The organism is Rickettsia endosymbiont of Urophora cardui (assembly GCF_964030725.1).
GTDB lineage: Bacteria > Pseudomonadota > Alphaproteobacteria > Rickettsiales > Rickettsiaceae > Rickettsia.
On record NZ_CAXIPY010000006.1, the window covers coordinates 791,580 to 818,509 of the forward strand.

Genomic DNA, 26,930 nt, shown 5'->3' on the forward strand with positions numbered 1-26,930 from the left:
ATTGTGTAAATTTCGTGAGCCATTAAATCCTACCATCAAATTTGATCATAAAATGAGCCATAGCTTCATTCCAATTGGGGATAGGCATAGACCATTTTTTGGTAATATAATCAATTGTCGGCTCTGTCTCATCAATTGTGTAAATTTCGTGAACCATTAAATTCTACCATCAAATTTGATCATAAAATGAGCCATAGCTTCATTCCAATTGGGGATAGGCATAGACCATTTTTTGGTAATATAATCAATTGTCAGATATAAAACCTTAAATAGTCCGTCCGCCAAAACTCTACAAGCCTTATAGATAATATGGTTTTAAGACAAGAAGTAATACAACAATCCGTAAGAAAATGATAAAATATGGTCATAAACCTTATGGATTTCAGTCAATGCCAATAGACAACATTATCAAATCGCAAGAACAAGGGAAACTGTTTGGTTATAAATTAAAAGAAGAATTAAACCCAAATAATAAGCTATATAAATTAAGAGAATTAATAAATTGGTCTAGGCTCGAAGAGTGGTTATCAAAAAATGTTTGTATTAAGAAATTTGGTAGAAATAGAAAATGTCATAGAGTGATGCTTGGCATAACGATGCTACAAGCAATGTATAATTTTTCAGATTCATTATCAGAGGAAGAGCTAAAAGAGAATATGTATTGGCAGTATTTCTGCGGGTGGGAATATATAGAAAAAGACATAGCTATCTCGGAAACTAGTATACGACGGTTTCGTAGTGTATTAGGTGAAGCTGGATATAATGAGATATTATCGGAGTTGATCAGGGTTGGGATAAAAACTAACACAATTAAAAAAAAAGATTTGGAATTAATCATCGCTGATACGACTGTACAAATTAAGAATATCAAACACCCACACGATGTTTATTTAATGGATAAAGCTAGGCTTAGCATAGTAAAGCTTTGCAACAGTTTGGGTATACATTTGAATGAAACATACGCTAGAACCTATAAACGCGATATAGTAAAGCTATGGAAATATAAAGAACATAGTAAAGCCAAGAAGCGTTGGAAAATAATGAAGCATTTAAAAATATTACTGGGTCGTTTGATTAGAGTATGTGAGCGTGAGATCAAAAATAAGCAATTAAACTTGTCTCTCAAAAATCAAGAAGTATTGCAAAAAATAAAACAAATACATAACCAATCTGTTTTAAAAAGAGAAGCTAAAAAGCAATATAAAGAAGATAACAAAGTATTATATAGTTTTCATGCCCCTGAAGTAGAGTGTATAGGAAAGGGAAAACGCAACAAGCCATATGAGTTTGGCAATAAAGTAGCGGTAGTAGTAAGTGGTCGTAGAAATTTTGTTTTATCCGCAAAATCGTTTCATAATAATCCTTATGATGGTCATACATTGCATCAGAGCTTTGAAGCAGTAGAGAGTGTCACTGGAATCAAGATAAAGAAATCATTTGTTGATCTTGGGTATAGTGGTAGCAATGTAAAGGAGAAGAGTAAGGTATATACCCCAAAAACGCGGAAGAAGTTGTTACAAGAGGACAAGTCTATGATCAAGAGACGCAGTGCCATAGAACCAATAATAGGTCACTTAAAGCAATATGGTCGGATGGGTAGAAACTTCTTGAAAGGTATGATAGGAGATATTATCAATCCAATAATCTCTGCTATTGGTTTGAATTTACGATGCATTGCAAATCATTTACAAATCGTGTCTAACTCCACATAAATCAAAAATATCATCATGCAAAAACTAGATGAACGATAAAAAATCGTTAACAATAGCTCCATATCAAAATTAGACCAACACAGAAATGTATCAGTAAAAATTAACATAACTTATTAATTTTTATTGAAAATCTTAGCAATTTGTTGTCAAAACTCTATCCCATTACAAATGATCAGGATTTGAAGTGTTTTTGGCGGATAGACTAAATACTGCGTCATCATTTGGAAAGATGCGTTTATTCTTAGTAACTTTTCTCAATTGGCTATTCAGCGATTCTATCGCATTTGTAGTGTAAATAATCTTACGAATCTCCTTTGGATATTGCAAGAAAATTATCAAATTATCCCAATTATTATACCAAGATTTAGCTATATGCGGATATTGCTTACTCCATTTTTGATCAAATGACTCAAGAGCTAATGCTGCTTCTTTTTCAGTAGCAGAAGTATAGATTAGTTTCAAATCCGCTGCTAATTGCTTTCTATCTTTATATGATACATATTTGAGGCTATTCCTGATCTGATGGACAATACAAATTTGATGTTCAGTTTTCGGATATACTGATGCAATAGCATCAGACATACCAGTTAGATTATCACTACAAGCAATTAAGATATCTTTTACTCCTCGATTCTTCATTTCAGTAAAATTACCAAGCCAAAATTTAGCTCCTTCATTCTCACTTATCCATAAGCCTAAAATATCCTTTCTGCCAGATAAATCTATTCCTAAAGCTACATATACTGATTTATTAAACCCTGAGAGATTAAAAATTGATTATATCTGGCTTAATTAATTATAGAACTTTCCTATCCCTTGTAAATACTTACTTCCAAACCTAGATTAATCCAGAATTCAGGTTTTAGAGGTTTGTCATCGAAAAAGAATCTCTCGTAATAAAGTCTTTGCCGGTATTGCTGCTTTGGGTAAAACAACAAAAAGTTGGTTTTTTGGTCTAAAATTACATTTGGTTATTAACGAAAAAGGTGAGATTCAAGGTCTAAAACTAACGCCTGGTAATGTAGATGATAGAGCGCCGGTTTCGATAATCACCAAACATATCACGGGATTATTGTTTGGCGATAAGGGTTATATCAAACAGGAGCTCTTTGATGATCTATACAGCAAAGGAATCAAGTTAGTAACTGGCATAAAGAAGAAAATGAAGAATAAACTTATGCCATTATTTGAAAAAATATTATTACGCAAACGCTCAATTATCGAAACAGTATTTAGTGTGCTGAAGGGTGCTTTCGAGATCGAACATACAAGACATAGATCAATTTGGAATGCCTTTGTACATATCTTATCCGCCCTAATTGCATACTGTATGAAACCTAACAAACCTGCTATATCTCAAAATTAGCTAATCCAGAATTCAGGTCTACAGCTATTATCTTCTATCCCAGACTCATCTATAAATCTGAAGTTTTGACAAAAATTCTAATTTTTCTGACTAAAGTAAAAATTTATATTTAAAGTTAAATATATAAAATTCGTAATTTCCAGCTCGATATAGATAGACTGCTTACTTTAAAAATGGTAAGGTATAAATTCCTGTAAGTAAATAAGATATAAATTATGATGTGGTTGTTAATAGCACTTTGTTTAACCGGCTTAGTTTTGATTATAGGGGTAGTATCGATGGCTATTGGTGGTAAATTTGATAGAAAATTTAGCTCAAAGCTTATGACTATGAGAGTTTTTTTTCAGGCAGTTGCGGTATTACTGTTATTTATAATATATTTTTATAAAGTTAATGAGTCTTTTGCAATGATTGTGTAAATTTTTGTTGAGCCTATATTAGAAGTAAAATGATGCTCCTCGCAGCAGAGCTACGAGGTATCTAGTCCGTCCGCCAAAACTCTACAAGCCTTATAGATAATATGGTTTTAAGACAAGAAGTAATACAACAATCCGTAAGAAAATGATAAAATATGGTCATAAACCTTATGGATTTCAGTCAATGCCAATAGACAACATTATCAAATCGCAAGAACAAGGGAAACTGTTTGGTTATAAATTAAAAGAAGAATTAAACCCAAATAATAAGCTATATAAATTAAGAGAATTAATAAATTGGTCTAGGCTCGAAGAGTGGTTATCAAAAAATGTTTGTATTAAGAAATTTGGTAGAAATAGAAAATGTCATAGAGTGATGCTTGGCATAACGATGCTACAAGCAATGTATAATTTTTCAGATTCATTATCAGAGGAAGAGCTAAAAGAGAATATGTATTGGCAGTATTTCTGCGGGTGGGAATATATAGAAAAAGACATAGCTATCTCGGAAACTAGTATACGACGGTTTCGTAGTGTATTAGGTGAAGCTGGATATAATGAGATATTATCGGAGTTGATCAGGGTTGGGATAAAAACTAACACAATTAAAAAAAAAGATTTGGAATTAATCATCGCTGATACGACTGTACAAATTAAGAATATCAAACACCCACACGATGTTTATTTAATGGATAAAGCTAGGCTTAGCATAGTAAAGCTTTGCAACAGTTTGGGTATACATTTGAATGAAACATACGCTAGAACCTATAAACGCGATATAGTAAAGCTATGGAAATATAAAGAACATAGTAAAGCCAAGAAGCGTTGGAAAATAATGAAGCATTTAAAAATATTACTGGGTCGTTTGATTAGAGTATGTGAGCGTGAGATCAAAAATAAGCAATTAAACTTGTCTCTCAAAAATCAAGAAGTATTGCAAAAAATAAAACAAATACATAACCAATCTGTTTTAAAAAGAGAAGCTAAAAAGCAATATAAAGAAGATAACAAAGTATTATATAGTTTTCATGCCCCTGAAGTAGAGTGTATAGGAAAGGGAAAACGCAACAAGCCATATGAGTTTGGCAATAAAGTAGCGGTAGTAGTAAGTGGTCGTAGAAATTTTGTTTTATCCGCAAAATCGTTTCATAATAATCCTTATGATGGTCATACATTGCATCAGAGCTTTGAAGCAGTAGAGAGTGTCACTGGAATCAAGATAAAGAAATCATTTGTTGATCTTGGGTATAGTGGTAGCAATGTAAAGGAGAAGAGTAAGGTATATACCCCAAAAACGCGGAAGAAGTTGTTACAAGAGGACAAGTCTATGATCAAGAGACGCAGTGCCATAGAACCAATAATAGGTCACTTAAAGCAATATGGTCGGATGGGTAGAAACTTCTTGAAAGGTATGATAGGAGATATTATCAATCCAATAATCTCTGCTATTGGTTTGAATTTACGATGCATTGCAAATCATTTACAAATCGTGTCTAACTCCACATAAATCAAAAATATCATCATGCAAAAACTAGATGAACGATAAAAAATCGTTAACAATAGCTCGTCCCTCCGCCAAAACTCTAAAAAGTCTATCCGCCAAAAACACTTCAAATCCTGATCATTTGTAATGGGATAGAGTTTTGACAACAAATTGCTAAGATTTTCAATAAAAATTAATAAGTTATGTTAATTTTTACTGATACATTTCTGTGTTGGTCTAATTTTGATATGGAGCTATTGTTAACGATTTTTTATCGTTCATCTAGTTTTTGCATGATGATATTTTTGATTTATGTGGAGTTAGACACGATTTGTAAATGATTTGCAATGCATCGTAAATTCAAACCAATAGCAGAGATTATTGGATTGATAATATCTCCTATCATACCTTTCAAGAAGTTTCTACCCATCCGACCATATTGCTTTAAGTGACCTATTATTGGTTCTATGGCACTGCGTCTCTTGATCATAGACTTGTCCTCTTGTAACAACTTCTTCCGCGTTTTTGGGGTATATACCTTACTCTTCTCCTTTACATTGCTACCACTATACCCAAGATCAACAAATGATTTCTTTATCTTGATTCCAGTGACACTCTCTACTGCTTCAAAGCTCTGATGCAATGTATGACCATCATAAGGATTATTATGAAACGATTTTGCGGATAAAACAAAATTTCTACGACCACTTACTACTACCGCTACTTTATTGCCAAACTCATATGGCTTGTTGCGTTTTCCCTTTCCTATACACTCTACTTCAGGGGCATGAAAACTATATAATACTTTGTTATCTTCTTTATATTGCTTTTTAGCTTCTCTTTTTAAAACAGATTGGTTATGTATTTGTTTTATTTTTTGCAATACTTCTTGATTTTTGAGAGACAAGTTTAATTGCTTATTTTTGATCTCACGCTCACATACTCTAATCAAACGACCCAGTAATATTTTTAAATGCTTCATTATTTTCCAACGCTTCTTGGCTTTACTATGTTCTTTATATTTCCATAGCTTTACTATATCGCGTTTATAGGTTCTAGCGTATGTTTCATTCAAATGTATACCCAAACTGTTGCAAAGCTTTACTATGCTAAGCCTAGCTTTATCCATTAAATAAACATCGTGTGGGTGTTTGATATTCTTAATTTGTACAGTCGTATCAGCGATGATTAATTCCAAATCTTTTTTTTTAATTGTGTTAGTTTTTATCCCAACCCTGATCAACTCCGATAATATCTCATTATATCCAGCTTCACCTAATACACTACGAAACCGTCGTATACTAGTTTCCGAGATAGCTATGTCTTTTTCTATATATTCCCACCCGCAGAAATACTGCCAATACATATTCTCTTTTAGCTCTTCCTCTGATAATGAATCTGAAAAATTATACATTGCTTGTAGCATCGTTATGCCAAGCATCACTCTATGACATTTTCTATTTCTACCAAATTTCTTAATACAAACATTTTTTGATAACCACTCTTCGAGCCTAGACCAATTTATTAATTCTCTTAATTTATATAGCTTATTATTTGGGTTTAATTCTTCTTTTAATTTATAACCAAACAGTTTCCCTTGTTCTTGCGATTTGATAATGTTGTCTATTGGCATTGACTGAAATCCATAAGGTTTATGACCATATTTTATCATTTTCTTACGGATTGTTGTATTACTTCTTGTCTTAAAACCATATTATCTATAAGGCTTGTAGAGTTTTGGCGGACGGACTAAAAAATATCACTTGTGTCACTAATTTCCAAAAATAGTGCGATTTTAGAGCAAATTACTCTAATTTTGAGGGCTGATTTTAAATTTTTGTATTAAAAACCACACTATTTCCCAAAATGCATTCATTTTTTTATTGTCATTTTTTTGTATTTCCATAAGCTTTTGATATAAAACCTTTCATTTTCTTATGGATTTTACTATGCATTTTTGCCTTAAAACCCTATTGCCTATAAGGCTTTTAGAGTTTTGGCGGACGGACTAGCTCCATATCAAAATTAGACCAACACAGAAATGTATCAGTAAAAATTAACATAACTTATTAATTTTTATTGAAAATCTTAGCAATTTGTTGTCAAAACTCTATCCCATTACAAATGATCAGGATTTGAAGTGTTTTTGGCGGATAGACTATCTAAAAAAGTTTTAGTTGTTTCTTATGATATCACGAAGCAGAGCTTCGGGGAATTAAACCCTGAGAGATTAAAAAAAGTGGCGAGTGTATCAATCTATAATTTGTATTATATATCAAATAATTTACTTTAAATTGTAGAAATATCGCTTTTAAGCTGATAAAAGCACTAAATATTTAACTTTAAATATAAATTTTTACTTTAGTCAGAAAAATTAGAATTTTTGTCAAAACTTCAGTTTGATATATAATACAAATTATAGATTGATACACTCGCCACTTTTTTTTAATAAAAATTTTTTGTCAAAACTTCAGTTTATAAAAAAATAAACTGCAAAAAAGAGTTATATTTTTTTATATGTTAAGTCAACAAAAAAGTAAAGCATTAGTAAGAAATATTTATAAAACTTAAAGCTTCTTTAACTAATGGAATAGTTATTTTTCTCTTAGAAGTTAACGCAAAGTTATTGATATACTCTAATATTTCTAAAATTCTGTTATATTCTCTAGGTAAATTCACTAATAAAAAATCTATTACTATTTGTAATATTGTTACAGAAGATGTAGCAAAATGTTTAAATATTAAAATTTTAATTAATTCATCGTCAGGAGGATAAAGCAGAACGTTTAATACAGAATTAATACGTGATGATAGATCAGGTAAGGTAAAATTTTTACCTTTATTATTAGATGTAAGTAAAAGATATTTTTGCTTTTCATTAATAAGATTAAATAGATGAAGCAATGCTGTTTCCTGCCAATTTTCTATATCCTCAATAATGAAAGCGTTATGATTTGCTAAAATCTTATCATCAAAAAAAATATCTTTGATTATATAAGCATTGCTTAAATTTTGCCATATTTTGGTTAGATAAGTTTTACCTGAAGACGCAGGACCTTTTATTAGTAAAGTGAATTTATAAGGATTAACGCCAAAGCTATTCTGCCAATTTTGCAAAGCATTATAAGCTAAAGCGTTAGACTCAGAAACAATAAATTCCTCAGGATGATATTTTGAAGAATTATTAAAAGGAAATATATATTGCATTTATAAAATTTTTTAACGTCATTGCGAGGAAAGATTTAAGTCTTGACGAAGGATAGTGGACTGAAAAATCAAGACAAAAAAATGAGTAGTATGTTTTCCTAATTTTTCGATTATTAGGCAGCAATTTGCTGATAATTTTGCATATAATTCAGATATACATTCATAGGCTTTTTATAACCAATACTTGAATGAAATCTGTGATAATTATATTTGTTCAGATAATGATCAATCCCCTCTTTTAACTCTTTAACATTGTTAAAATCATTAATAAAGATACAATTATATTTTAAAGTTCTAAAAAACCTTTCTATTACTATATTATCAATACTTCTACCTTTGCCATTCATTGAAATTTGGATATCATGCTCCTTGAGAATATTTATGTGGTCATAACTGGTATATTGGCTACCTTGATCACTATTAAATATCTGTGGAGCGTTATACTTACTGAGAGCTTGTTTCAAGACATCAGTTACAAGAGATGCATCCATAGAATTTGACAGTTTATAGTCCGTCCGCCAAAACTCTAAAAGCCTTATAGGCAATAGGGTTTTAAGGCAAAAATGCATAGTAAAATCCATAAGAAAATGAAAGGTTTTATATCAAAAGCTTATGGAAATACAAAAAAATGACAATAAAAAAATGAATGCATTTTGGGAAATAGTGTGGTTTTTAATACAAAAATTTAAAATCAGCCCTCAAAATTAGAGTAATTTGCTCTAAAATCGCACTATTTTTGGAAATTAGTGACACAAGTGATATTTTTTAGAGTTTTGGCGGAGGGACTTTATAGCTCAATATGGCCTTGCTATGCCAATCTATAATAGCTGCCATATACATAACGCCACCATTAGTTCTAATGTAAGTAATGTCACCACTCCAAACCTCATTCACATTAGGCACATACACTTGCTTTGTTGAGCCAGATTTAGTCCAATATTGATCAAGTAAGTAGCTATAGATCTTATGCTCACTATCGTTGCGAGAAGTAGATTTTTTCTTATGTGGGTACATAGCTTCTATACCCATCATCCTCATATATTTCAGTACTCGATCTTTACCGACAATAAAACCATCTTCTAGTAACTGTTGATGAATATAGCGATAACCAAATTCAGGATTATCTGTATATATTTCATCTATTCTATTTAAAATACTTAATTTATTTATACTCATCTCCTTGGATTTATAGTAGGCTGTAGATCGACTAATCTTTAATAGTTCACACTGTCTTGATTTTGAGAGTTGATTTAGCTTGGAGTGTACAAGACTCTTTTTATTTGATAAATCCAAGCTTTTGAGCTTTCCCACGGCCCAGTCCCTCTCAACTGTGATTCTACCAAGAGCTTTAGCAAGTTCATCATTTTGCTCTTGTAAATGATTTATTTGTTCTTGATATTCACTAAAAACTTTAGCTGGTTCAAAAGCTAATGCCGCATTACCTAAAAACTGTTTTTTCCAATTTTGAATTGTTTTAACACTTATTGCATATTTTGAAGCTAACTGACCAAGTGTCGACTCCTCTTTTATTAATCTCTCAGGGTTTAATTCCCCGAAGCTCTGCTTCGTGATATCATAAGAAACAACTAAAACTTTTTTAGATACCTCGTAGCTCTGCTGCGAGGAGCATCATTTCTAATACTATCCCCGTTTTTTCTGAAGCACTGAAAATTTTTACTTTATTTTTCTTCATCTTTCCTCTTAAGTTTATTGCTATTTATTCTAACTTATTGCGGAAACACACTCCTTCATTTTTTTGTCCAATTTTTTCATGTATGGACCTCCTGTAGAATGCAAGAAAAAAATAACATCAATAATAAAAACAAACAAATGCAGTCATGTATCCGGCTTATAGCTGATAAATCAACCTAATTTATTCTACAGCCCTGATGGAATTCGCTGGCTTACAAACTATATACTTATCAGTCCATCGGCTTCTAAAAGAGCCACTGAAAAACGCAGTTTTTTTGTAAGCTAAGGTTTGTCTTATTTACCATCAATATTAATTATCTCAAGCATATTTCGGGTTGGAATCTCTTACATATTGTTTTGCTTTTACCTATTCATTATATAAATCACCATTTATTTTACTTATAAGTGCTATGCTACACACTCTTTAGCTACAAACTTTACTCTCTACATAATCATCTCCTGATCTTAGTACAGCAAACACCACTCTTGCCAACTTATTAGCTATGGCAACTGTCGTTTTATTATGGCTACTTCGCTCAGATAAATTAAACATCCATTTCGTAAATTGGCTAAAATCTTTTTTAGATTTCTGTTCTTCCGATGTAAATCTTATCTTGGCATTTAGTACAGCTCTAGCCCCTTGAATTAATAAAGTGCGTAAGTATACATCACCTCGCTTGCTAATTCCCAGCAGCTTATCCTTCCCACCACTTGAATGTTGTCTTGGCACTAATCCTAGCCATGCCGATAATTGCCTGCCATTCTCAAAACTTGTAGCATTACCTATTGATGCTATTAAAGCAGTAGCAGTAATTAAACCAAGACCAGGTATAGCTCTTAATCGTTGATATTGAGTTAGGTTACTTGCTATCATTGTTAATCGTTTTTCTATCTCTTTTATTTTTCTGTTATTATCTAAGAATTCTTCTTTTAGTTCACTAAATGTTTGATAACTTAACTGGCTTAATTTCCCTGCATCTAAAATCTCAATTAATTTTGTGATAACCTTATTAATGCCTTGAGGAACAATAAAACCAAACTCATGTAGTAGCCCCCTAATTTCATTAGCAAGTGCTGTACGATTTTTTACCAATCTCTCTCTTACCCTATGTATTGATAAAATTTCTTGTTGCTCTATAGTTTTAATTGCAACAAATCTCATATTAGGTCTTGTCACGGCTTCACATATCGCTTCAGCATCTGCTTGATCATTTTTATTAGTTTTAACATATGGTTTGACAAATTGCGGTGCCATTAGTTTTACTTCATGCCCTAATTTAGTTATTTCTCTTGCCCAATAACTAGAACCACCACAAGCTTCCATCCCTACTAAACATTGTGGTAAATTAGCCATAAATGTCAAAACCTGATCTCTCATCAATTTTTTCTTTAATACTGTCTTGCCATTTTTATCTACACCATGAATTTGAAAAATTCTTTTTGCAATATCTATACCAATTGTAGTAACCTCCATATGGACCTCCTTAATTGTTGTTTTAATATGTTAAATATTAACCCTAGAAGATTAGCAACTGCTTTTCATTCTCTATATCAGGAGGTCCATACCATTAGTCCATTATAGTTTGCCTGAACCTTGATTCTGTACATAATTACGTAATTTCTGCTCATCACCATGTTTACCTACTGTGCTCATAAAATATCCTTTACTCCAAAACTCACTTCCCCATAATTTTTCTTTAAGATTTGGATATTTCTCAAACATTTTCTTAGAAGTAATACTTTTTATGATTTGAGTTATTTTTGTTGGGCTATACATTGGTATTGACTGTAATAAAAAATGTACGTGATCTTTATCTACTCCTATTTCTAAAAATCTAATTTCATAACGATCTTCTATGTGCTCACAAATTTTACACAAATAATCATCTAGTTCTTGATTGAATATTACTCTTCTATACTTTGCCGGCGTTACTAAATGATATATTAGTACTGTGACATTATGACTCTTATGTATATAACTGCTTTCTTCCATTCAAGTAGTATATCACGAAGCAGAGCTTCGGGGAATTAAAACCCTGAGAGATTAATCTCATTTAAACCCTTTATCTATAAGCTTTCTATCTATCCCTTATCCTAAATTAGCGTTTCTAAATATACTTACTATTCTCTTCCCTAATATACTCTATTAACTGCTCAATCGATAAAACTTTCTGTTCAGTATTTCCGAGTCTTCGAATAGTTACTTGTTTATTCTCTTTTTCTTGTTTTCCGATTACCGCAATCATTGGTACTTTCTGGTTAGAAAATTCACGAATTTTATAGTTAATTTTATCGGGTGATATATTAATATCAACTCGCACGCCACTTTCAATTAAAGCTTTTTGTACTTCTAAAGCGTAATCGTTTAAATCACTTGTAATGGTAGCTATTGCAACCTGTACAGGAGCAAGCCATAAAGGAAAACGCCCAGCATATTCCTCGATTAATATCCCGATAAAACGCTCAAGCGAACCAAGTATTGCTCTATGTAACATTATAGGTCTTTTTTTCTCACCGCTTGCTGCAACATAGCTAGCGTCTAAACGCTCAGGCAAAACAAAATCCATTTGCAGAGTTCCACATTGCCATTGACGCCCTATTGCATCGGTTAACACAAATTCAAGCTTAGGACCGTAAAAAGCACCCTCACCCGGGTTTAATGTATAGCTATAACCAGCTTTCTCCACCGCTTCTTTTAGAGCATTCTCAGCCTTATCCCAAGTCTCGCTACTCCCTGCTCTAACCTCCGGACGATCAGAGAATTTTACCTTTATATCAGTAAAGCCGAAATCCTTATAAACCGCGGTTAGTAACCTACAAAAGCTAACTGTTTCATCGGTAATTTGATCTTCGTCACAAAATATATGTGCATCATCTTGCACTAAACTTCGCACTCTCATTAACCCGTGTAAAGCACCTGACGCCTCATTACGATGGCACAAGCCAAATTCTGACATACGAAGCGGCAAATCTCGATAGCTTTTAATACCTTGTTTAAAAATCTGTACGTGACAAGGACAGTTCATTGGCTTTAAAGCAAGTGTCTTGTCATCTGTTTCTAAAGCGAACATATCATCACGGAATTTTTCCCAATGCCCCGAAAGCTCCCAAAGACTCTTATCAACTAAAACAGGGGTTTTAACCTCAATATAACCGTTCTTACGAATCTTTCTTCTAATATACTGCTCAATAGTATTATATACACTCCAACCCTTATCATGCCAAAATACCATTCCGTGAGCTTCTTCCTGAAAATGGAATAAATCAAGCTCTTTTCCTAATTTTCTATGGTCACGCTTTTCAGCTTCCTCAAGCATGAATAAATAGCTCTCTAGCTGCTCTTTAGTAGCCCAAGCCGTACCATATATACGCTGCAACACCTCATTTCGGCTATCACCACGCCAATAAGCTCCCGCAACTTTCATCAGTTTGAAATGTTTAACAAAGCCGGTAGATGGAGCGTGCGGACCTCGGCATAAATCAATAAAGTTACCTTGCCTGTATAAACTAATAGGCTCATTTGACGGGATGGAGGCAATAATTTCAGCTTTGTAATGCTCACCTATCGATTTAAAAAACTCTACAGCCTTTTCCCTATCCCACAATTCTCTTATTACTTTCTCATTCTTTTTAGCAAGCTCATGCATCTTAGCTTCTATAACTGCTAAATCATCAGTAGTAAAAGGTTTATTACGGGCAAAATCATAGTAATAACCATTTTCAATAGCAGGACCAATTGTTACTTGTGTTTCAGGAAATAATTCTTTTACTGCTTCCGCTGTTAAATGTGCAGCATCATGCCTTATAACTTCAAGACATTCAGGATCTTTAACAGTCAAAATACGCAATTTACAATCACTATCAATTTGAGTATTTAAATCCTTAAGCTCACCATTAATCTCAGCAATCATTGCTGCTTTAGCAAGCGATGTTGAAATAGACTCAGCTATTTCAAACGCTGTAATATTTTTTTCAAACTGTTTTACACTCCCATCAGGGAAAGAAATATTTATCATTTTTTATTCTAACTTATTTTTCTTTTAAACGATCAGCTATTAATTTATATGATTCATAAACTTTAGCTGGATCTTTTTCTAGCAATTCAAATCCTAGTCTTTCATTACTATTAATATGCCATAATTTACAAGTATCAGGACTAATTTCATCAGTTAACATTACCAAAGATTCTTCATCACCGGTCAATACCCGTCCGAATTCAAGATTGCATTCAACAAGCCGAATACCGATGCCGATGAATAAACCGCTTAGGAAATCATATATACGCAAAGCTTGCTTTTTAACTGTATTGATTTCATCTTTAGTTAACCAACCAAAATTTAATATTTGATGCTCATTAACTATCGGATATTTAAACTCTCGACTTTTTACTTTAAAGTCAATTATTGGCTTATCAAATACAAAGCCTTCATCCATACCAAATTCTTTTACAAACCTACCACACGCAACAGAAGATACAACTACTTGCAGAGGAAACATCTCAACATATTGAATTAACTGCTCTCTCATATTCAGCTTTTCAATAAAATGATTTTCAATGCCAATCATTTCAAGCTTATTCATTACAAAGGAAGAGATATTATTATTAAGCACTCCTTTGCCTGATACATCAATAATTTCACCATTTTCTAAAGTAGCTTTATCAGAAAAAGCCATCACAAGTAAAAACTCCTCTTCAGAAGAATATAGGGTTTTACTTGAACCTTCATATAATTTTTTTTTCATATATTATTTTTTAAAATTTATTTAGCGTCGTTGCGAGGAAAAACTACAAGTTTTGTACGTGTGCAATCTAGTTAAAAAATACTAATAAAATTAGTATTTTTTATTATTTTTCTGGATCTAGTTCCCAAGCCACGGTATGACCTTTAAAGGCTTCTGAATCCCCGCCGTTGCTAAGAATGACATTATGGATATTTTTCGACCATGCAACAAAGCCCCTTTGTACAATAATATATAAAAGAAGTCTAAGACTTTTTTAGCAACTCAATTGTTTTCAAAAAATCTAATATATACTCTTCTTGCTTCTCTAAATCTTTAATTTTGAGGTTGTTACTTGCTTGTTCTTCGTCACCGATAAAGACAATAAATTTGGCGTTTTCATTTAAAGCTCTTTGCATTCTTTTTGCCATTTTACCACTTACTTCTATTAAAACAGGTATGTTATGTAAGCGTAATTGATCAACTATTTTTAAAGAATGTGAAATATTATTTTCGCCTATTGGCAATACAAATATCGGAGTTACCGAATTTATATTATATTCCCGCATCAAGGCTATTCGCTCAATTCCTACCGCAAAACCTATTGCTGGCACTTCATCGTTATTGACCATGATGCGACTAAGCCCGTCATAACGCCCGCCGGCAAGAATAGTGGATTGGCTTCCTAGCTTTGTAGTCGTGAATTCAAAAGCAGTATGGCAGTAATAATCAAGTCCTCTAACCAGACGTGCATTTATGGTATATTTTACGCCTAAAATATCGAGATATTTTAATAATTCTTCGAAATATTTTTTTGATCCCTCAGTATAATACTCCGATAAAACAGGGGCATTTGCTACTATCTTTTGATCAACTTCACTTTTAGAATCAAGAATTCGCATCGGATTTTTAGTTAGCCTTATTTTGCTATCTTCTGATAATTCATCTTTAAAATCGTTTAGATATTCTACTAATTTTTGCTGATAAGTAGAACGCGATTGACTGCAACCAAGAGAGTTTAGCTCTAAAGTAGTATCGGCTAAAACCTCTAAACTTTCCAGTATATCTACTGCTAGTTTTAAAGTTTCAGCATCAGATATTGCTCCTTTAGCCCCTAAATATTCATAATTTAGCTGGTGGAATTGTCTTTGACGCCCTGCTTGCGGTCTATCATAACGAAAAACAGGACCAGTAGAAAATAATTTGAGAGGTAGTTTATGCTGCAAGCCGTTTGAGATAAAAGCTCTTACAATCCCTGCTGTAAATTCAGGACGTAGAGCTACCGATTCGTCACTTTTATCTAAAAAGCTGTAGATTTCTTTACTAATTACGTCAGAGCTTTCACCCATTGAACGATTAAAGACTTTGGTATATTCGAGTATTGGAGTACTCATTTGCTTATAGCCATATAATTCCCCAACCTCTTTTGCTTTTTTGATTATATAGTCATGAACTTTATAATCATCCGGCAAAAGATCTTTCATTCCTCGAAGTGGTTGGAGTTTATCAGTCATTTTGATTTATTTAATGCTATTTTAATAATCGTGGCAAGCCACGGGGAATTTAACCCAACAGGGATTAATCTCTCAGGGTTTAATTCCCCGAAGCTCTGCTTCGTGATATCATAAGAAACAACTAAAACTTTTTTAGATACCTCGTAGCTCTGCTGCGAGGAGCATCATTTATATTATATAGCGAAAAGTATTAGGATATAGACTTTAAATTTTAGAGCGAGCTAAACTAGGCGTACATTTAGTACGTGAGCATAAGCGAGTCTCTTAAAATTTGATGTATATATCCTAATAATTGAAGCTATATTTCTTTCTTCATAAAAAATGATCTAACAATATATAAAACAAATATCGTAACAAACCAAATTAATAAAGCACGTCCTGCAGTATGTAAATTAAATTCACCATCAAATACTTGAATAAATAACAAATATACACATGCACATATAATAAAAGGAGCAATAATATATACCAAAGGACATTTAAAAGGTCTTTGAGCATTAGGTAGTCTTGTTCTAAACAACAACACTATTGTTGCAACAGTTATGTAGTCAATAATTGCGCCCATCGAAGTTAATTGGGTCAATAATTCCGTTGAACAAAATCCTCCAAGAATAGCAGCTAAAGATGCAAATATTATAATTGTAATGCATGGGCTATCGTACTTAGGATGTAATTTTGCAAAGCTTTTTGGTAGTAACCCATCACGTGCGATAGCATAAAAAATGCGTGAAGTACCATAAATATTCATCATTAGCACTGTCATCATACCGCAAACAGCACCGGTTGCAACAATAGCTGAGCCGATTTTACTGTTGTTGATAGTTAAAGCATAAGCAAGCGGCTGATCATTATTTAACTGATCAAAAGGTGCTATGCCGGTAACAAGTCCTGCCATCGCAACATATACAATAGTAGTTAAAACGAGCGAGCCAATAATACCGATCATTATATCACGCTTTGGGTTTTTACACTCTTCGGCAGCGGTTGCAATTGTTCCAAATCCTGTAAATGCTAAGAATAAAATAGATGCACCGACTAAAACGTTACTAAAACCAAACGGCATAAAATTGCTCCAGTTAGCTGCATCAAAATGTGGAGCAGCAGCAATGATAAAGACGAATATCGCCGCCATTTTAATAAATACTAAAATAGCATTTAATTTTTTACTGTCTTTAGTACCTAAAAATAGAATAAACCCAATAAATACCGAAATTAAAAATGCAGGTAAATTTACTATACCGCCATTTGTCGGCACTGTGGTTAAAGCTTTTGGCAATTCAATTCCACCAGCTACGAGTATCCCTTGTACGTAACCAGACCAACCGGCAGCAACTATTCCTGAAGCAACTCCTAGCTCTAATATTATAACGCTACCGATCATCCAAGCAAATACTTCACCAAATGCAACATAGGAATAAGTATAAATACTACCGGATGTCGGAAGCATAGCAGCAAGCTCAGTGTAAACAAAAGCTACAAAAATACAGGTAATACCGGCAATCGCATAAGATATCATAACAGCAGGACCTGCATATTTAGCGGCAATAATTCCAGTGACAACGAACACGCCAGTACCGATCATAGCACCAAGTCCAAGTAGTATTAGGTCAAATGCTCCAAGGGTCTTACTAAGACCGCTCGAGCTACCTATTTCTTTTACTGATTCAAAACTTTTCTTTCTTAAAAAACTCATTAGTTTCTCCTGTTTTTAGTGAGCTTATTTTTTTATGAATTATGTGTCATACTTAATGTCACCCCGTGGCTTGGGAACTAGGTCCAGAAAAACAATTAAAAATACTACGTATTTTTTAGTTGACTGGATTCCCGCCTACGCGGGAATGACATCCCTAGTAATCCAGCCGCCGCCAAGTACTCTTGTGCCGTCATACATAACGCATGCTTGTCCAGGGGCAACAGCCTTTTCTTCAGACAAAAACTTTACTTTCATTCTGTCACCCTCAAGCTTACTTATTTCAGCTAAACGAGGCGGTCTTGTTGAGCGGACTTTAACTCTTACTTCCAGCTTCTCGCCATCTTTTAGGCTACCGGCTAGCCAATTTACGTCCTTAATTACGAATTCCTGCACGTTTAACGCAGATTCTGGACCTACATATACTATATTACTATTAGGATCAATCTTTATCACATATAAAGGCTCGTGGTAAGATATGCCAAGACCACGTCGTTGTCCTATAGTATAGTTAATTATGCCGCTATGAGTTCCTAACTCAAAACCATTTATATGCAGAATTTTACCGCTTTCGCTTGCGTTAGGACGTATTTTATTTATTACGTTCTTATAATTCCCATCAGGTACAAAGCAAATATCTTGACTGTCAGGCTTATCTGCCACCTCAAGCCCAAATTTACTAGCAAGCTTTCTTGTCTCATCTTTAGTAAGACCTCCCAGCGGAAAATCTAAATATTCAAGCTGTTCTTTAGTAGTTACAAATAAAAAATAACTTTGATCCTTTAAAGGGTCAAGTCCCATATGAAGTTCTGGACCATTATCACCATTTATTTTTCGTACGTAATGACCTGTAACAAGTTTATCAGCTCCAAGTTCTTTAGCAGTTTTGATTAAGTCCCTGAATTTTACTGATTTATTGCATTGTACGCATGGCAGAGGCGTCTCACCTCGCAAATAGCTATCAATAAAATTATCTATTACTGATTCTTTAAATTTACTTTCATAATCAAGCACATAATGAGGCATGCCAAGCTTATTTGCTACCATTTTAGCATCATAAATATCCCGACCTGCACAACAAGCATTTTTCTTAGCCGTAGCCATACCATGATCGTATAATTGCAGTGTAATACCTATTACATTATAGCCTTGTTCGCACAATATCCCAGCAACCACTGAACTATCAACGCCGCCAGACATCGCAACGACTAAAGTAGACTGTCTATCGTTTGAGTTAATCATAAGAACTTCTAAACAAACAGCAAATTATACTAGATTTACGATAAATTACAACCAATTATTTATGAAAAATTTAAATTTTAATGTTATTTCTTCTATAGTAAATAAATAGTTGATATTATGACTATAATATATTACCATGGTTATATTGAATATGATTATATCTGAAGTTTTGACAAAAATTCTAATTTTTCTGACTAAAGTAAAAATTTATATTTAAAGTTAAATATTTAGTGCTTTTATCAGCTTAAAAGCGATATTTCTACAATTTAAAGTAAATTATTTGATATATAATATAAATTATAGATTGATACACTCGCCACTTTTTTTAATCTCTCAGGGTTTAATTCCCCGAAGCTCTGCTTCGTGATATCATAAGAAACAACTAAAACTTTTTTAGATACCTCGTAGCTCTGCTGCGAGGAGCATCATTAAAAATTTTTTGTCAAAACTTCAGTTATATATCTATATGAAAAATAATAATATCCAAATATCTGCTAGTGAGTTTAAAAAACACTTTTTAAACTTAGTTGACCAAGTAAAAAATAAACATGACTCTTTTATTATAACAAAAAGAAATTTACCAATAGCTAGTCCGTCCGCCAAAACTCTAAAAAATATCACTTGTGTCACTAATTTCCAAAAATAGTGCGATTTTAGAGCAAATTACTCTAATTTTGAGGGCTAATTTTAAATTTTTCTATGAAAAAACACACTATTTCTCAAAATGTACTCAATGTTCTCATTGCCATTTTTTCGTATTTCCATAAGCTTTTCATATAAAACCTTTCATTTTCTTATGGATTTTACTATGCATTTTTGCCTTAAAACCCTATTGCCTATAAGGCTTTTAGAGTTTTGGCGGAGAGACTAGCTAAGGTAGTGCTTTTACAAGACAGTAATAAAGATAATAAAAAAAGTTATTTTGGTTTTTTAAAACGCCAATTTAGGATAAGAGAAGTTGTTCTGGAGCTAAAGCATCAAGTTTTATACGAGATTTAGTGATAGCATAAGAAGTAACACAAGCTAGAATATGCACCAAGAAATTAACAAGAGATCTATGCCTTGTATGCTCTAGGTTCATTCTATTTTTTATTATAATGATGCTCCTCGCAGCAGAGCTACGAGGTATCTATCCAAAAAGCTTTAACTGTTTTTGTTGAAATGCTTTATAAGAAGGTTTGCCTGAACCTTGATTCTGTACATAGTCTATCCGCCAAAAACACTTCAAATCCTGATCATTTGTAATGGGATAGAGTTTTGACAACAAATTGCTAAGATTTTCAATAAAAATTAATAAGTTATGTTAATTTTTACTGATACATTTCTGTGTTGGTCTAATTTTGATATGGAGCTATTGTTAACGATTTTTTATCGTTCATCTAGTTTTTGCATGATGATATTTTTGATTTATGTGGAGTTAGACACGATTTGTAAATGATTTGCAATGCATCGTAAATTCAAACCAATAGCAGAGATTATTGGATTGATAATATCTCCTATCATACCTTTCAAGAAGTTTCTACCCATCCGACCATATTGCTTTAAGTGACCTATTATTGGTTCTATGGCACTGCGTCTCTTGATCATAGACTTGTCCTCTTGTAACAACTTCTTCCGCGTTTTTGGGGTATATACCTTACTCTTCTCCTTTACATTGCTACCACTATACCCAAGATCAACAAATGATTTCTTTATCTTGATTCCAGTGACACTCTCTACTGCTTCAAAGCTCTGATGCAATGTATGACCATCATAAGGATTATTATGAAACGATTTTGCGGATAAAACAAAATTTCTACGACCACTTACTACTACCGCTACTTTATTGCCAAACTCATATGGCTTGTTGCGTTTTCCCTTTCCTATACACTCTACTTCAGGGGCATGAAAACTATATAATACTTTGTTATCTTCTTTATATTGCTTTTTAGCTTCTCTTTTTAAAACAGATTGGTTATGTATTTGTTTTATTTTTTGCAATACTTCTTGATTTTTGAGAGACAAGTTTAATTGCTTATTTTTGATCTCACGCTCACATACTCTAATCAAACGACCCAGTAATATTTTTAAATGCTTCATTATTTTCCAACGCTTCTTGGCTTTACTATGTTCTTTATATTTCCATAGCTTTACTATATCGCGTTTATAGGTTCTAGCGTATGTTTCATTCAAATGTATACCCAAACTGTTGCAAAGCTTTACTATGCTAAGCCTAGCTTTATCCATTAAATAAACATCGTGTGGGTGTTTGATATTCTTAATTTGTACAGTCGTATCAGCGATGATTAATTCCAAATCTTTTTTTTTAATTGTGTTAGTTTTTATCCCAACCCTGATCAACTCCGATAATATCTCATTATATCCAGCTTCACCTAATACACTACGAAACCGTCGTATACTAGTTTCCGAGATAGCTATGTCTTTTTCTATATATTCCCACCCGCAGAAATACTGCCAATACATATTCTCTTTTAGCTCTTCCTCTGATAATGAATCTGAAAAATTATACATTGCTTGTAGCATCGTTATGCCAAGCATCACTCTATGACATTTTCTATTTCTACCAAATTTCTTAATACAAACATTTTTTGATAACCACTCTTCGAGCCTAGACCAATTTATTAATTCTCTTAATTTATATAGCTTATTATTTGGGTTTAATTCTTCTTTTAATTTATAACCAAACAGTTTCCCTTGTTCTTGCGATTTGATAATGTTGTCTATTGGCATTGACTGAAATCCATAAGGTTTATGACCATATTTTATCATTTTCTTACGGATTGTTGTATTACTTCTTGTCTTAAAACCATATTATCTATAAGGCTTGTAGAGTTTTGGCGGACGGACTACATAATTACGTAATTTCTGCTCATCACCATGTTTACCTACTGTGCTCATAAAATATCCTTTACTCCAAAACTCACTTCCCCATAATTTTTCTTTAAGATTTGGATATTTCTCAAACATTTTCTTAGAAGTAATACTTTTTATGATTTGAGTTATTTTTGTTGGGCTATAGCTAACACGGAAATGTTTCTACCACAGATTAGGAAAAACTTAGGCATTGATCAATAATTTTATGTAAACAGTTTTTAAAGTTAGTCCAGCAATGTTTAATAGGATTTAGATCTGGTGAATATGTGAGTAAATACAAAAACTATGGTAAAAACCTTTTCGCGTTAGCTATATACATTGGTATTGACTGTAATAAAAAATGTACGTGATCTTTATCTACTCCTATTTCTAAAAATCTAATTTCATAACGATCTTCTATGTGCTCACAAATTTTACACAAATAATCATCTAGTTCTTGATTGAATATTACTCTTCTATACTTTGCCGGCGTTACTAAATGATATATTAGTACTGTGACATTATGACTCTTATGTATATAACTGCTTTCTTCCATTCAAGTAGTATATCACGAAGCAGAGCTTCGGGGAATTAAACCCTGAGAGATTAATGGTAGAAATGATTTATTAATCCACTGCTCGCTAATTTTACAAAAATCATCGACAAAACAAAATAATGCAGTAATATCTTTCTTCATGGGGATACTCTTGTTTTTTTGCTAAAAATTATATAGAGTATCATCTATCCCTTGTAAATACTTACTTCCAAACCTAGATTAATCTCTCAGGGTTTAATTCCCCGAAGCTCTGCTTCGTGATATCATAAGAAACAACTAAAACTTTTTTAGATACCTCGTAGCTCTGCTGCGAGGAGCATCATTAAAAAGCTAGCATTACCCAATAATATTAGTAAACCAGCAATATTAGACAAAATTGCTACAGTTTTTGATACATTATGTACCCAAATAGAATAAATAAATTTTGTTATTACTAAAAAAGTATAAAAAAATTGGAATACATTTCTCCTTATGGAAAGGATTTTGTCAAAACTTCAGTGAATCAATAAAATATATTCCTGTATCTTCACCTCGTAACCTGAATTCTGGATTAGCTAATTTTGAGATATAGCAGGTTTGTTAGGTTTCATACAGTATGCAATTAGGGCGGATAAGATATGTACAAAGGCATTCCAAATTGATCTATGTCTTGTATGTTCGATCTCGAAAGCACCCCTTCAGCACACTAAATACTGTTTCGATAATTGAGCGTTTGCGTAATAATATTTTTTCAAATAATGGCATAAGTTTATTCTTCATTTTCTTCTTTATGCCGGTTACTAACTTGATTCCTTTGCTGTATAGATCATCAAAGAGCTCCTGTTTGATATAACCCTTATCGCCAAACAATAATCCCGTGATATGTTTGGTGATTATCGAAACCGGCGCTCTATCATCTACATTACCAGGCGTTAGTTTTAGACCTTGAATCTCACCTTTTTCGTTAATCTCTCAGGGTTTAATTCCCCGAAGCTCTGCTTCGTGATATCATCAGGAGTTTCGCACTTAGCAAAGTTGCGAATCAGTTAAAAGCCATCTGATATTGTTTTGAATTGATGTTTTTATAACTTCCCAAGTGTGTTGATATAAAGTAATGTTTTCATTTATCCTCCTTTTATTCATATCAAGCCAGGCAAATACTGCAAGGCAAATATGATTTCTTTGAGCTCGGCCCGTGCGTGCCTGACAGCGTTCAATACCACAAGTTTGTTTTAATTCTCGATGATAAACCTCTATAGACCAACGTGCCTTAACAATTTTCTCTATTTGCTCACGTGTGGGATTTTCCAAGTTCGTTGTTATGTAATCAATGCGACCATTCTTTGCCACAAACTTAAATACCGTAACCCAACCGTATCCACGTAGGTGAATTTTTAGCCCCTCATCGGGTATCTCTAAACTTTCCAAGCTAACATTATGATTAACTTTTCTATTTTTCCTTAGGGTGGTAACCCATAGCCAGCCTAAATTACGTATATGTTTTAAATTCTCCAACCCGCTATACCAAGCATCCATGACTATGGCATCAGGATTGAGACCTCTTTCTTTAGCTAAAGTAAGCATATCACAAAAATGCTCATTCTTTGTTTTACCATCAGTGTCTTTATCATATATTCTATAATCTACGGGAGTAGATTGAGCAATTTTAGTATTGTAATGTAGTAAGTTTACCATTCCTATACCAGGTATAACATCATGTACAGCTCCAGAATATTGATAACGTACAAGCTCAATCTTCTGACTGTATTGCTTTGATAATAAGGTGTCATCCCCCACTAATAAACACGGTGCTTCCCAATCTATATATTTTGACACTTCCTTATAGATTTCGCTAGGACGAAAATCCTTACTCTTTAACCATCGACTTGCACTATCGTGAGATAGATCTACTGGACTCACTTCAGATAATGCCTTGCTAGTATATCTGACACTACTTGCTTGTAAAAATGATTTATATAAGTCCTTGCTACATTGTGTTCTTGTCATTTTTATCTAAAACTATTTTTCTCTAGATTAACATACTTTTTGCTAAGTGCGAAACTCCTGATCATAAGAAACAACTAAAACTTTTTTAGATACCTCGTAGCTCTGCTGCGAGGAGCATCATTAACCAAATGTAATTTTAGACCAAAAAACCAACTTTTTGTTGTTTTACCCAAAGCAGCAATACCGGCAAAGACTTTATTACGAGAGATTCTTTTTCGATGACAAACCTCTAAAGATGTGGCGTCAATATAAGAAACTCCCGTAGATTGAGCTGCCTGCATATACCATTCAAGTAATAAAACTAAATAACTCAGAACTCTTGGTTTTAGAGCTATAAAACGAGTATATGATGGAAGAGTTACAAAGTCTGATTTATATAATTGTAGATAGGACATATAAAAATATTTAAAGTTTTTACAAGGTGATTGATGGTATAAAAGCACTATTGTTAACAGCTCAGAATAGCTTATTTCAGGCTTTCTTGTAGGGTTTTTATTAACTAAACAACCCTCAGCTATAAGCTGAGGGGTTATAAAGTGGAATCGATTAGAAATCGATCATCATTTACTGGCTCACCTTCTTGTTCATCAATATACTGCTGTATCATTTCGTCAGTAATATTACCTGAACTCACCGCCATATATCCTCTAGCCCAAAAATGATTACCCCAAAATTGTTTCCTTAAATGAGCAAATTCTTGCAATAATATTCTTGAGCTACTCCCTTTTAGATATTGTACAAGCTTACTTAAAGCCACTTGAGGACGGTATGAAATAAATATATGAACATGATCACAAGATACTTTACCTGAAATTATATATGCTTCATGTTCCATGCAAATTTGCCTTAATAAATCCCTGACTCTCTCAGCTACTTTTCCTACCAATGCTCTTTTTCTATACTTTGGTATCCATATAATATGTACTTTTAAATCATACTGGCTATGACTATTTTTTCTATAACTTCTCATATCTTTTTATAAATTCGTTGCTAAAGCAACTTCATTATATCTTCCCTTCGCCTGAAGGCGAGGGATTTTTTATCCCCGTAGGGGGACATTAATGGTAGAAATGATTTATTAATCCACTGCTCGCTAATTTTACAAAAATCATCGACAAAACAAAATAATGCAGTAATATCTTTCTTCATGGGGATACTCTTGTTTTTTTGCTAAAAATTATATAGAGTATCTTCTATCCCTTGTAAATACTTACTTCCAAACCTAGATTAATCCAGAATTCAGGTTTATAGTGTTGTTATATGGGTTATATGTCATTCCTGCGAAAGCAGGAATCCAATATAAAGCGAGATAAAGCGAGCTTTTAATTTTAGAAACTTGCTATATTTGTACTTTTTTCTGGATTCCTGCTTTCGCAGGAATGACATATAAGATGCTTTTCGTTCCATGCAAGCAAACATAACGCTACATAACACTAGAGTGATATTTAGAATGTTTTCTAAGTCATACAATATTTATTATTGAGTATACTTAGTAGTAGAATATTCAAAATGTAAAGCTTTGCCATCAAATACTTTACTATAAGCGTGATGAAGGCTGCTTGCTGCTTCAGCAAAACCAGTAAGAATTAGTTTAAGCTTACCGCTATAATGAGCAACGTCACCAATAGCATATATACCTGGAATGTTAGTTTGGTAATGTACAGGATCAACTTCAATATGATGAAGTTTTATATCAAGGTCCCAATTTACTAAATTACCTAGCTCCTGCTTTAAACCAAAAAACGGTAATAATATATTAGCATCTAGCTTTCGTTTGTTATTTTGTAAGTCTCTAACTATAACATTTTGAAGTGTGCTATTATTTCCATCTAATGAATCTAGTTGATAGCCGGTAACTAACTCAATTTTTCCACTTTCTGCTATATCTTTTAATTGTCTCAAACTCTCATTTGCTGCTCTAAATTTATCCCGCCTATGAACCAAATATATTTTATTAGCAATTTCAGAAAGAGAAATAGCCCAATCAACAGCAGAATCACCGCCACCTGCTATAACTATATTTTTACCTGTAAACTTACTGCGATTATTAATAAAGTAAAAAACTGATTCATTCTCAAATTCTTCAATATTTGCAAGAGGAGGCTTATTAGGACCAAATGAGCCAGCTCCAGCTGCAATAATGATGACTTTGCTTTTAATAACAATATCTTTTGAGGTTTTTACTTCAAAAAATTCACCTTCTTTTTTTAATTCTACCGCTTGTTGGTTTAAGTGATAAACCGGATTAAACGGAGCTGCTTGCAATTCTAATTGTTTTATTAGTTCTGCTGCGGCAATTTTAGGGTAGGCGGGTATATCGTAAATAGGCTTTTCAGGGTAAAGTGTAATACACTGACCACCTATAACCTCTTGTGCATCGATTACATGACACTTCATTCCTAACATTCCTGCTTGAAAAATGGCAAATAATCCACTAGGCCCTGCCCCTATTATTAAAACATCGGTATTATGCATTATTTTTTATATTTGATTT

The 26,930-nt window shown here is 32.9% G+C and carries 21 protein-coding genes and 8 pseudogenes; 6 read left to right on the forward strand and 23 right to left on the reverse strand.

All coding sequences use genetic code 11. The features are described 5' to 3' along the window. Positions 1–22: 22 nt before the first annotated feature. Positions 23–157, reverse strand: coding sequence for a hypothetical protein (locus tag AAHI98_RS12250; RefSeq protein WP_342225984.1), 135 nt, complete (start codon positions 155–157; stop codon positions 23–25). After that, positions 157–279, reverse strand: a pseudogene (locus AAHI98_RS12255) (IS256 family transposase); the annotation flags it as partial. The pseudogene AAHI98_RS12255 and the gene AAHI98_RS12250, both read right to left, overlap by 1 nt. Before the next feature lie 71 nt (positions 280–350). Between AAHI98_RS12255 and AAHI98_RS12260 the strand changes: the two are divergent. Beyond that, the gene (locus AAHI98_RS12260) at positions 351–1,712 is read left to right on the forward strand and encodes an IS5 family transposase (RefSeq protein WP_342224717.1); all 1,362 of its coding nucleotides are present in this window, start codon (positions 351–353) and stop codon (positions 1,710–1,712) included. A gap of 198 nt (positions 1,713–1,910) precedes the next feature. Here AAHI98_RS12260 and AAHI98_RS12265 read toward each other — a convergent pair. Continuing rightward, positions 1,911–2,486: pseudogene (locus AAHI98_RS12265) on the reverse strand (IS256 family transposase); the annotation flags it as partial. 88 nt (positions 2,487–2,574) lie between these two features. Here AAHI98_RS12265 and AAHI98_RS12270 point away from each other — a divergent pair. The 3 genes and pseudogenes from AAHI98_RS12270 to AAHI98_RS12280 all read left to right on the forward strand — a co-directional run. Continuing rightward, positions 2,575–3,078, forward strand: a pseudogene (locus AAHI98_RS12270) (IS982 family transposase); the annotation flags it as partial. Between the two features lie 215 nt (positions 3,079–3,293). Continuing rightward, positions 3,294–3,497: a twin transmembrane helix small protein gene (locus AAHI98_RS12275; protein WP_342225985.1), complete on the forward strand. Its 204-nt coding sequence runs from the start codon at positions 3,294–3,296 to the stop codon at positions 3,495–3,497. A gap of 142 nt (positions 3,498–3,639) precedes the next feature. Next, complete coding sequence (locus AAHI98_RS12280) at positions 3,640–5,001, forward strand: IS5 family transposase (protein ID WP_342224717.1); 1,362 nt, start codon at positions 3,640–3,642, stop codon at positions 4,999–5,001. A gap of 286 nt (positions 5,002–5,287) precedes the next feature. Here AAHI98_RS12280 and AAHI98_RS12285 read toward each other — a convergent pair whose 3' ends face one another. From AAHI98_RS12285 to mnmA, 11 genes are all read right to left on the reverse strand, one after another. Next, positions 5,288–6,649, reverse strand: a complete 1,362-nt coding sequence (locus AAHI98_RS12285; RefSeq protein WP_342224717.1) for an IS5 family transposase — start codon at positions 6,647–6,649, stop codon at positions 5,288–5,290. Positions 6,650–7,521: 872 nt separating this feature from the next. Beyond that, positions 7,522–8,184, reverse strand: a complete 663-nt coding sequence (locus tag AAHI98_RS12290; protein ID WP_342225986.1) for an HdaA/DnaA family protein — start codon at positions 8,182–8,184, stop codon at positions 7,522–7,524. Positions 8,185–8,297: 113 nt separating this feature from the next. Beyond that, positions 8,298–8,765, reverse strand: a complete 468-nt coding sequence (locus AAHI98_RS12295; RefSeq protein ID WP_410526237.1) for a transposase — start codon at positions 8,763–8,765, stop codon at positions 8,298–8,300. A 184-nt stretch (positions 8,766–8,949) separates the two neighbouring features. Continuing rightward, positions 8,950–9,477 carry an IS3 family transposase gene (locus AAHI98_RS12300; RefSeq protein ID WP_342225987.1) on the reverse strand — a complete coding sequence of 176 codons (528 nt, stop codon included), beginning with the start codon at positions 9,475–9,477 and terminating at the stop codon, positions 8,950–8,952. Positions 9,478–10,300: 823 nt separating this feature from the next. After that, on the reverse strand, positions 10,301–11,350 hold the full coding sequence (locus AAHI98_RS12305; protein WP_342224642.1) for an IS110 family RNA-guided transposase: 1,050 nt from the start codon (positions 11,348–11,350) through the stop codon (positions 10,301–10,303). A gap of 102 nt (positions 11,351–11,452) precedes the next feature. Then, positions 11,453–11,869 (reverse strand): IS200/IS605 family transposase, encoded by a 417-nt coding sequence (gene tnpA, locus AAHI98_RS12310; protein WP_342225988.1) that lies wholly within the window; start codon positions 11,867–11,869, stop codon positions 11,453–11,455. A 115-nt stretch (positions 11,870–11,984) separates the two neighbouring features. Then, positions 11,985–13,892, reverse strand: a complete 1,908-nt coding sequence (gene thrS, locus AAHI98_RS12315) for a threonine--tRNA ligase (protein ID WP_342225989.1) — start codon at positions 13,890–13,892, stop codon at positions 11,985–11,987. 13 nt (positions 13,893–13,905) lie between these two features. Next, positions 13,906–14,619 (reverse strand): phosphoribosylaminoimidazolesuccinocarboxamide synthase, encoded by a 714-nt coding sequence (locus AAHI98_RS12320; RefSeq protein WP_342225990.1) that lies wholly within the window; start codon positions 14,617–14,619, stop codon positions 13,906–13,908. A 242-nt stretch (positions 14,620–14,861) separates the two neighbouring features. Further along, positions 14,862–16,109 (reverse strand): histidine--tRNA ligase, encoded by a 1,248-nt coding sequence (gene hisS, locus AAHI98_RS12325; protein ID WP_342225991.1) that lies wholly within the window; start codon positions 16,107–16,109, stop codon positions 14,862–14,864. 298 nt (positions 16,110–16,407) lie between these two features. Next, positions 16,408–17,802: an amino acid permease gene (locus AAHI98_RS12330; protein WP_342225992.1), complete on the reverse strand. Its 1,395-nt coding sequence runs from the start codon at positions 17,800–17,802 to the stop codon at positions 16,408–16,410. A gap of 135 nt (positions 17,803–17,937) precedes the next feature. After that, on the reverse strand, positions 17,938–19,041 hold the full coding sequence (gene mnmA / locus AAHI98_RS12335; RefSeq protein ID WP_342225993.1) for a tRNA 2-thiouridine(34) synthase MnmA: 1,104 nt from the start codon (positions 19,039–19,041) through the stop codon (positions 17,938–17,940). Positions 19,042–19,507: 466 nt separating this feature from the next. On the opposite strand from mnmA, the gene AAHI98_RS12340 reads away from it, so the two are divergent. Next, positions 19,508–19,687 (forward strand): type II toxin-antitoxin system Phd/YefM family antitoxin, encoded by a 180-nt coding sequence (locus tag AAHI98_RS12340; RefSeq protein ID WP_342226206.1) that lies wholly within the window; start codon positions 19,508–19,510, stop codon positions 19,685–19,687. Between the two features lie 209 nt (positions 19,688–19,896). Beyond that, the gene (locus tag AAHI98_RS12345) at positions 19,897–20,040 is read left to right on the forward strand and encodes a hypothetical protein (RefSeq protein ID WP_342225994.1); all 144 of its coding nucleotides are present in this window, start codon (positions 19,897–19,899) and stop codon (positions 20,038–20,040) included. Positions 20,041–20,448: 408 nt separating this feature from the next. Here AAHI98_RS12345 and AAHI98_RS12350 read toward each other — a convergent pair whose 3' ends face one another. The 9 genes and pseudogenes from AAHI98_RS12350 to AAHI98_RS12385 all read right to left on the reverse strand — a co-directional run bounded on the left by AAHI98_RS12350 (position 20,449) and on the right by AAHI98_RS12385 (position 26,911). Further along, a complete protein-coding gene (locus tag AAHI98_RS12350; protein ID WP_342224717.1) occupies positions 20,449–21,810 on the reverse strand; it encodes an IS5 family transposase in 1,362 nt (453 codons plus the stop codon). Between the two features lie 42 nt (positions 21,811–21,852). Continuing rightward, positions 21,853–22,047 (reverse strand): annotated as a pseudogene (locus AAHI98_RS12355) (transposase); the annotation flags it as partial. A gap of 181 nt (positions 22,048–22,228) precedes the next feature. Then, a pseudogene (tnpA, locus tag AAHI98_RS12360) lies at positions 22,229–22,450 on the reverse strand (IS200/IS605 family transposase); the annotation flags it as partial. A 42-nt stretch (positions 22,451–22,492) separates the two neighbouring features. Next, positions 22,493–22,591, reverse strand: a pseudogene (locus AAHI98_RS18740) (IS982 family transposase); the annotation flags it as partial. A 413-nt stretch (positions 22,592–23,004) separates the two neighbouring features. Beyond that, positions 23,005–23,398, reverse strand: a pseudogene (locus tag AAHI98_RS12365) (IS982 family transposase); the annotation flags it as partial. A 57-nt stretch (positions 23,399–23,455) separates the two neighbouring features. Beyond that, positions 23,456–24,436, reverse strand: a complete 981-nt coding sequence (locus tag AAHI98_RS12370) for an IS701 family transposase (RefSeq protein WP_342224856.1) — start codon at positions 24,434–24,436, stop codon at positions 23,456–23,458. Positions 24,437–24,558: 122 nt separating this feature from the next. Further along, positions 24,559–24,930, reverse strand: a pseudogene (locus tag AAHI98_RS12375) (transposase); the annotation flags it as partial. A 35-nt stretch (positions 24,931–24,965) separates the two neighbouring features. Beyond that, positions 24,966–25,406: an IS200/IS605 family transposase gene (tnpA, locus tag AAHI98_RS12380; protein WP_342225002.1), complete on the reverse strand. Its 441-nt coding sequence runs from the start codon at positions 25,404–25,406 to the stop codon at positions 24,966–24,968. A gap of 506 nt (positions 25,407–25,912) precedes the next feature. After that, positions 25,913–26,911 (reverse strand): NAD(P)/FAD-dependent oxidoreductase, encoded by a 999-nt coding sequence (locus tag AAHI98_RS12385; RefSeq protein ID WP_342225995.1) that lies wholly within the window; start codon positions 26,909–26,911, stop codon positions 25,913–25,915. Positions 26,912–26,930 lie beyond the last annotated feature (19 nt).

Coding starts and splice junctions, on each gene's coding strand:
- AAHI98_RS12370 (WP_342224856.1), bottom strand. CDS start 24,436: ATGACAAGAACACAATGTAGCAAGGACTTATATAAATCATTTTTACAA.
- tnpA (WP_342225988.1), bottom strand. CDS start 11,869: ATGGAAGAAAGCAGTTATATACATAAGAGTCATAATGTCACAGTACTA.
- AAHI98_RS12280 (WP_342224717.1), top strand. CDS start 3,640: ATGATAAAATATGGTCATAAACCTTATGGATTTCAGTCAATGCCAATA.
- mnmA (WP_342225993.1), bottom strand. CDS start 19,041: ATGATTAACTCAAACGATAGACAGTCTACTTTAGTCGTTGCGATGTCT.
- AAHI98_RS12250 (WP_342225984.1), bottom strand. CDS start 157: ATGGTTCACGAAATTTACACAATTGATGAGACAGAGCCGACAATTGAT.
- hisS (WP_342225991.1), bottom strand. CDS start 16,109: ATGACTGATAAACTCCAACCACTTCGAGGAATGAAAGATCTTTTGCCG.
- AAHI98_RS12305 (WP_342224642.1), bottom strand. CDS start 11,350: ATGGAGGTTACTACAATTGGTATAGATATTGCAAAAAGAATTTTTCAA.
- tnpA (WP_342225002.1), bottom strand. CDS start 25,406: ATGAGAAGTTATAGAAAAAATAGTCATAGCCAGTATGATTTAAAAGTA.
- AAHI98_RS12275 (WP_342225985.1), top strand. CDS start 3,294: ATGATGTGGTTGTTAATAGCACTTTGTTTAACCGGCTTAGTTTTGATT.
- AAHI98_RS12385 (WP_342225995.1), bottom strand. CDS start 26,911: ATGCATAATACCGATGTTTTAATAATAGGGGCAGGGCCTAGTGGATTA.
- AAHI98_RS12340 (WP_342226206.1), top strand. CDS start 19,508: ATGAAAAATAATAATATCCAAATATCTGCTAGTGAGTTTAAAAAACAC.
- AAHI98_RS12290 (WP_342225986.1), bottom strand. CDS start 8,184: ATGCAATATATATTTCCTTTTAATAATTCTTCAAAATATCATCCTGAG.
- AAHI98_RS12350 (WP_342224717.1), bottom strand. CDS start 21,810: ATGATAAAATATGGTCATAAACCTTATGGATTTCAGTCAATGCCAATA.
- AAHI98_RS12295 (WP_410526237.1), bottom strand. CDS start 8,765: ATGGATTTTACTATGCATTTTTGCCTTAAAACCCTATTGCCTATAAGG.
- AAHI98_RS12285 (WP_342224717.1), bottom strand. CDS start 6,649: ATGATAAAATATGGTCATAAACCTTATGGATTTCAGTCAATGCCAATA.
- thrS (WP_342225989.1), bottom strand. CDS start 13,892: ATGATAAATATTTCTTTCCCTGATGGGAGTGTAAAACAGTTTGAAAAA.
- AAHI98_RS12260 (WP_342224717.1), top strand. CDS start 351: ATGATAAAATATGGTCATAAACCTTATGGATTTCAGTCAATGCCAATA.
- AAHI98_RS12320 (WP_342225990.1), bottom strand. CDS start 14,619: ATGAAAAAAAAATTATATGAAGGTTCAAGTAAAACCCTATATTCTTCT.
- AAHI98_RS12330 (WP_342225992.1), bottom strand. CDS start 17,802: ATGAGTTTTTTAAGAAAGAAAAGTTTTGAATCAGTAAAAGAAATAGGT.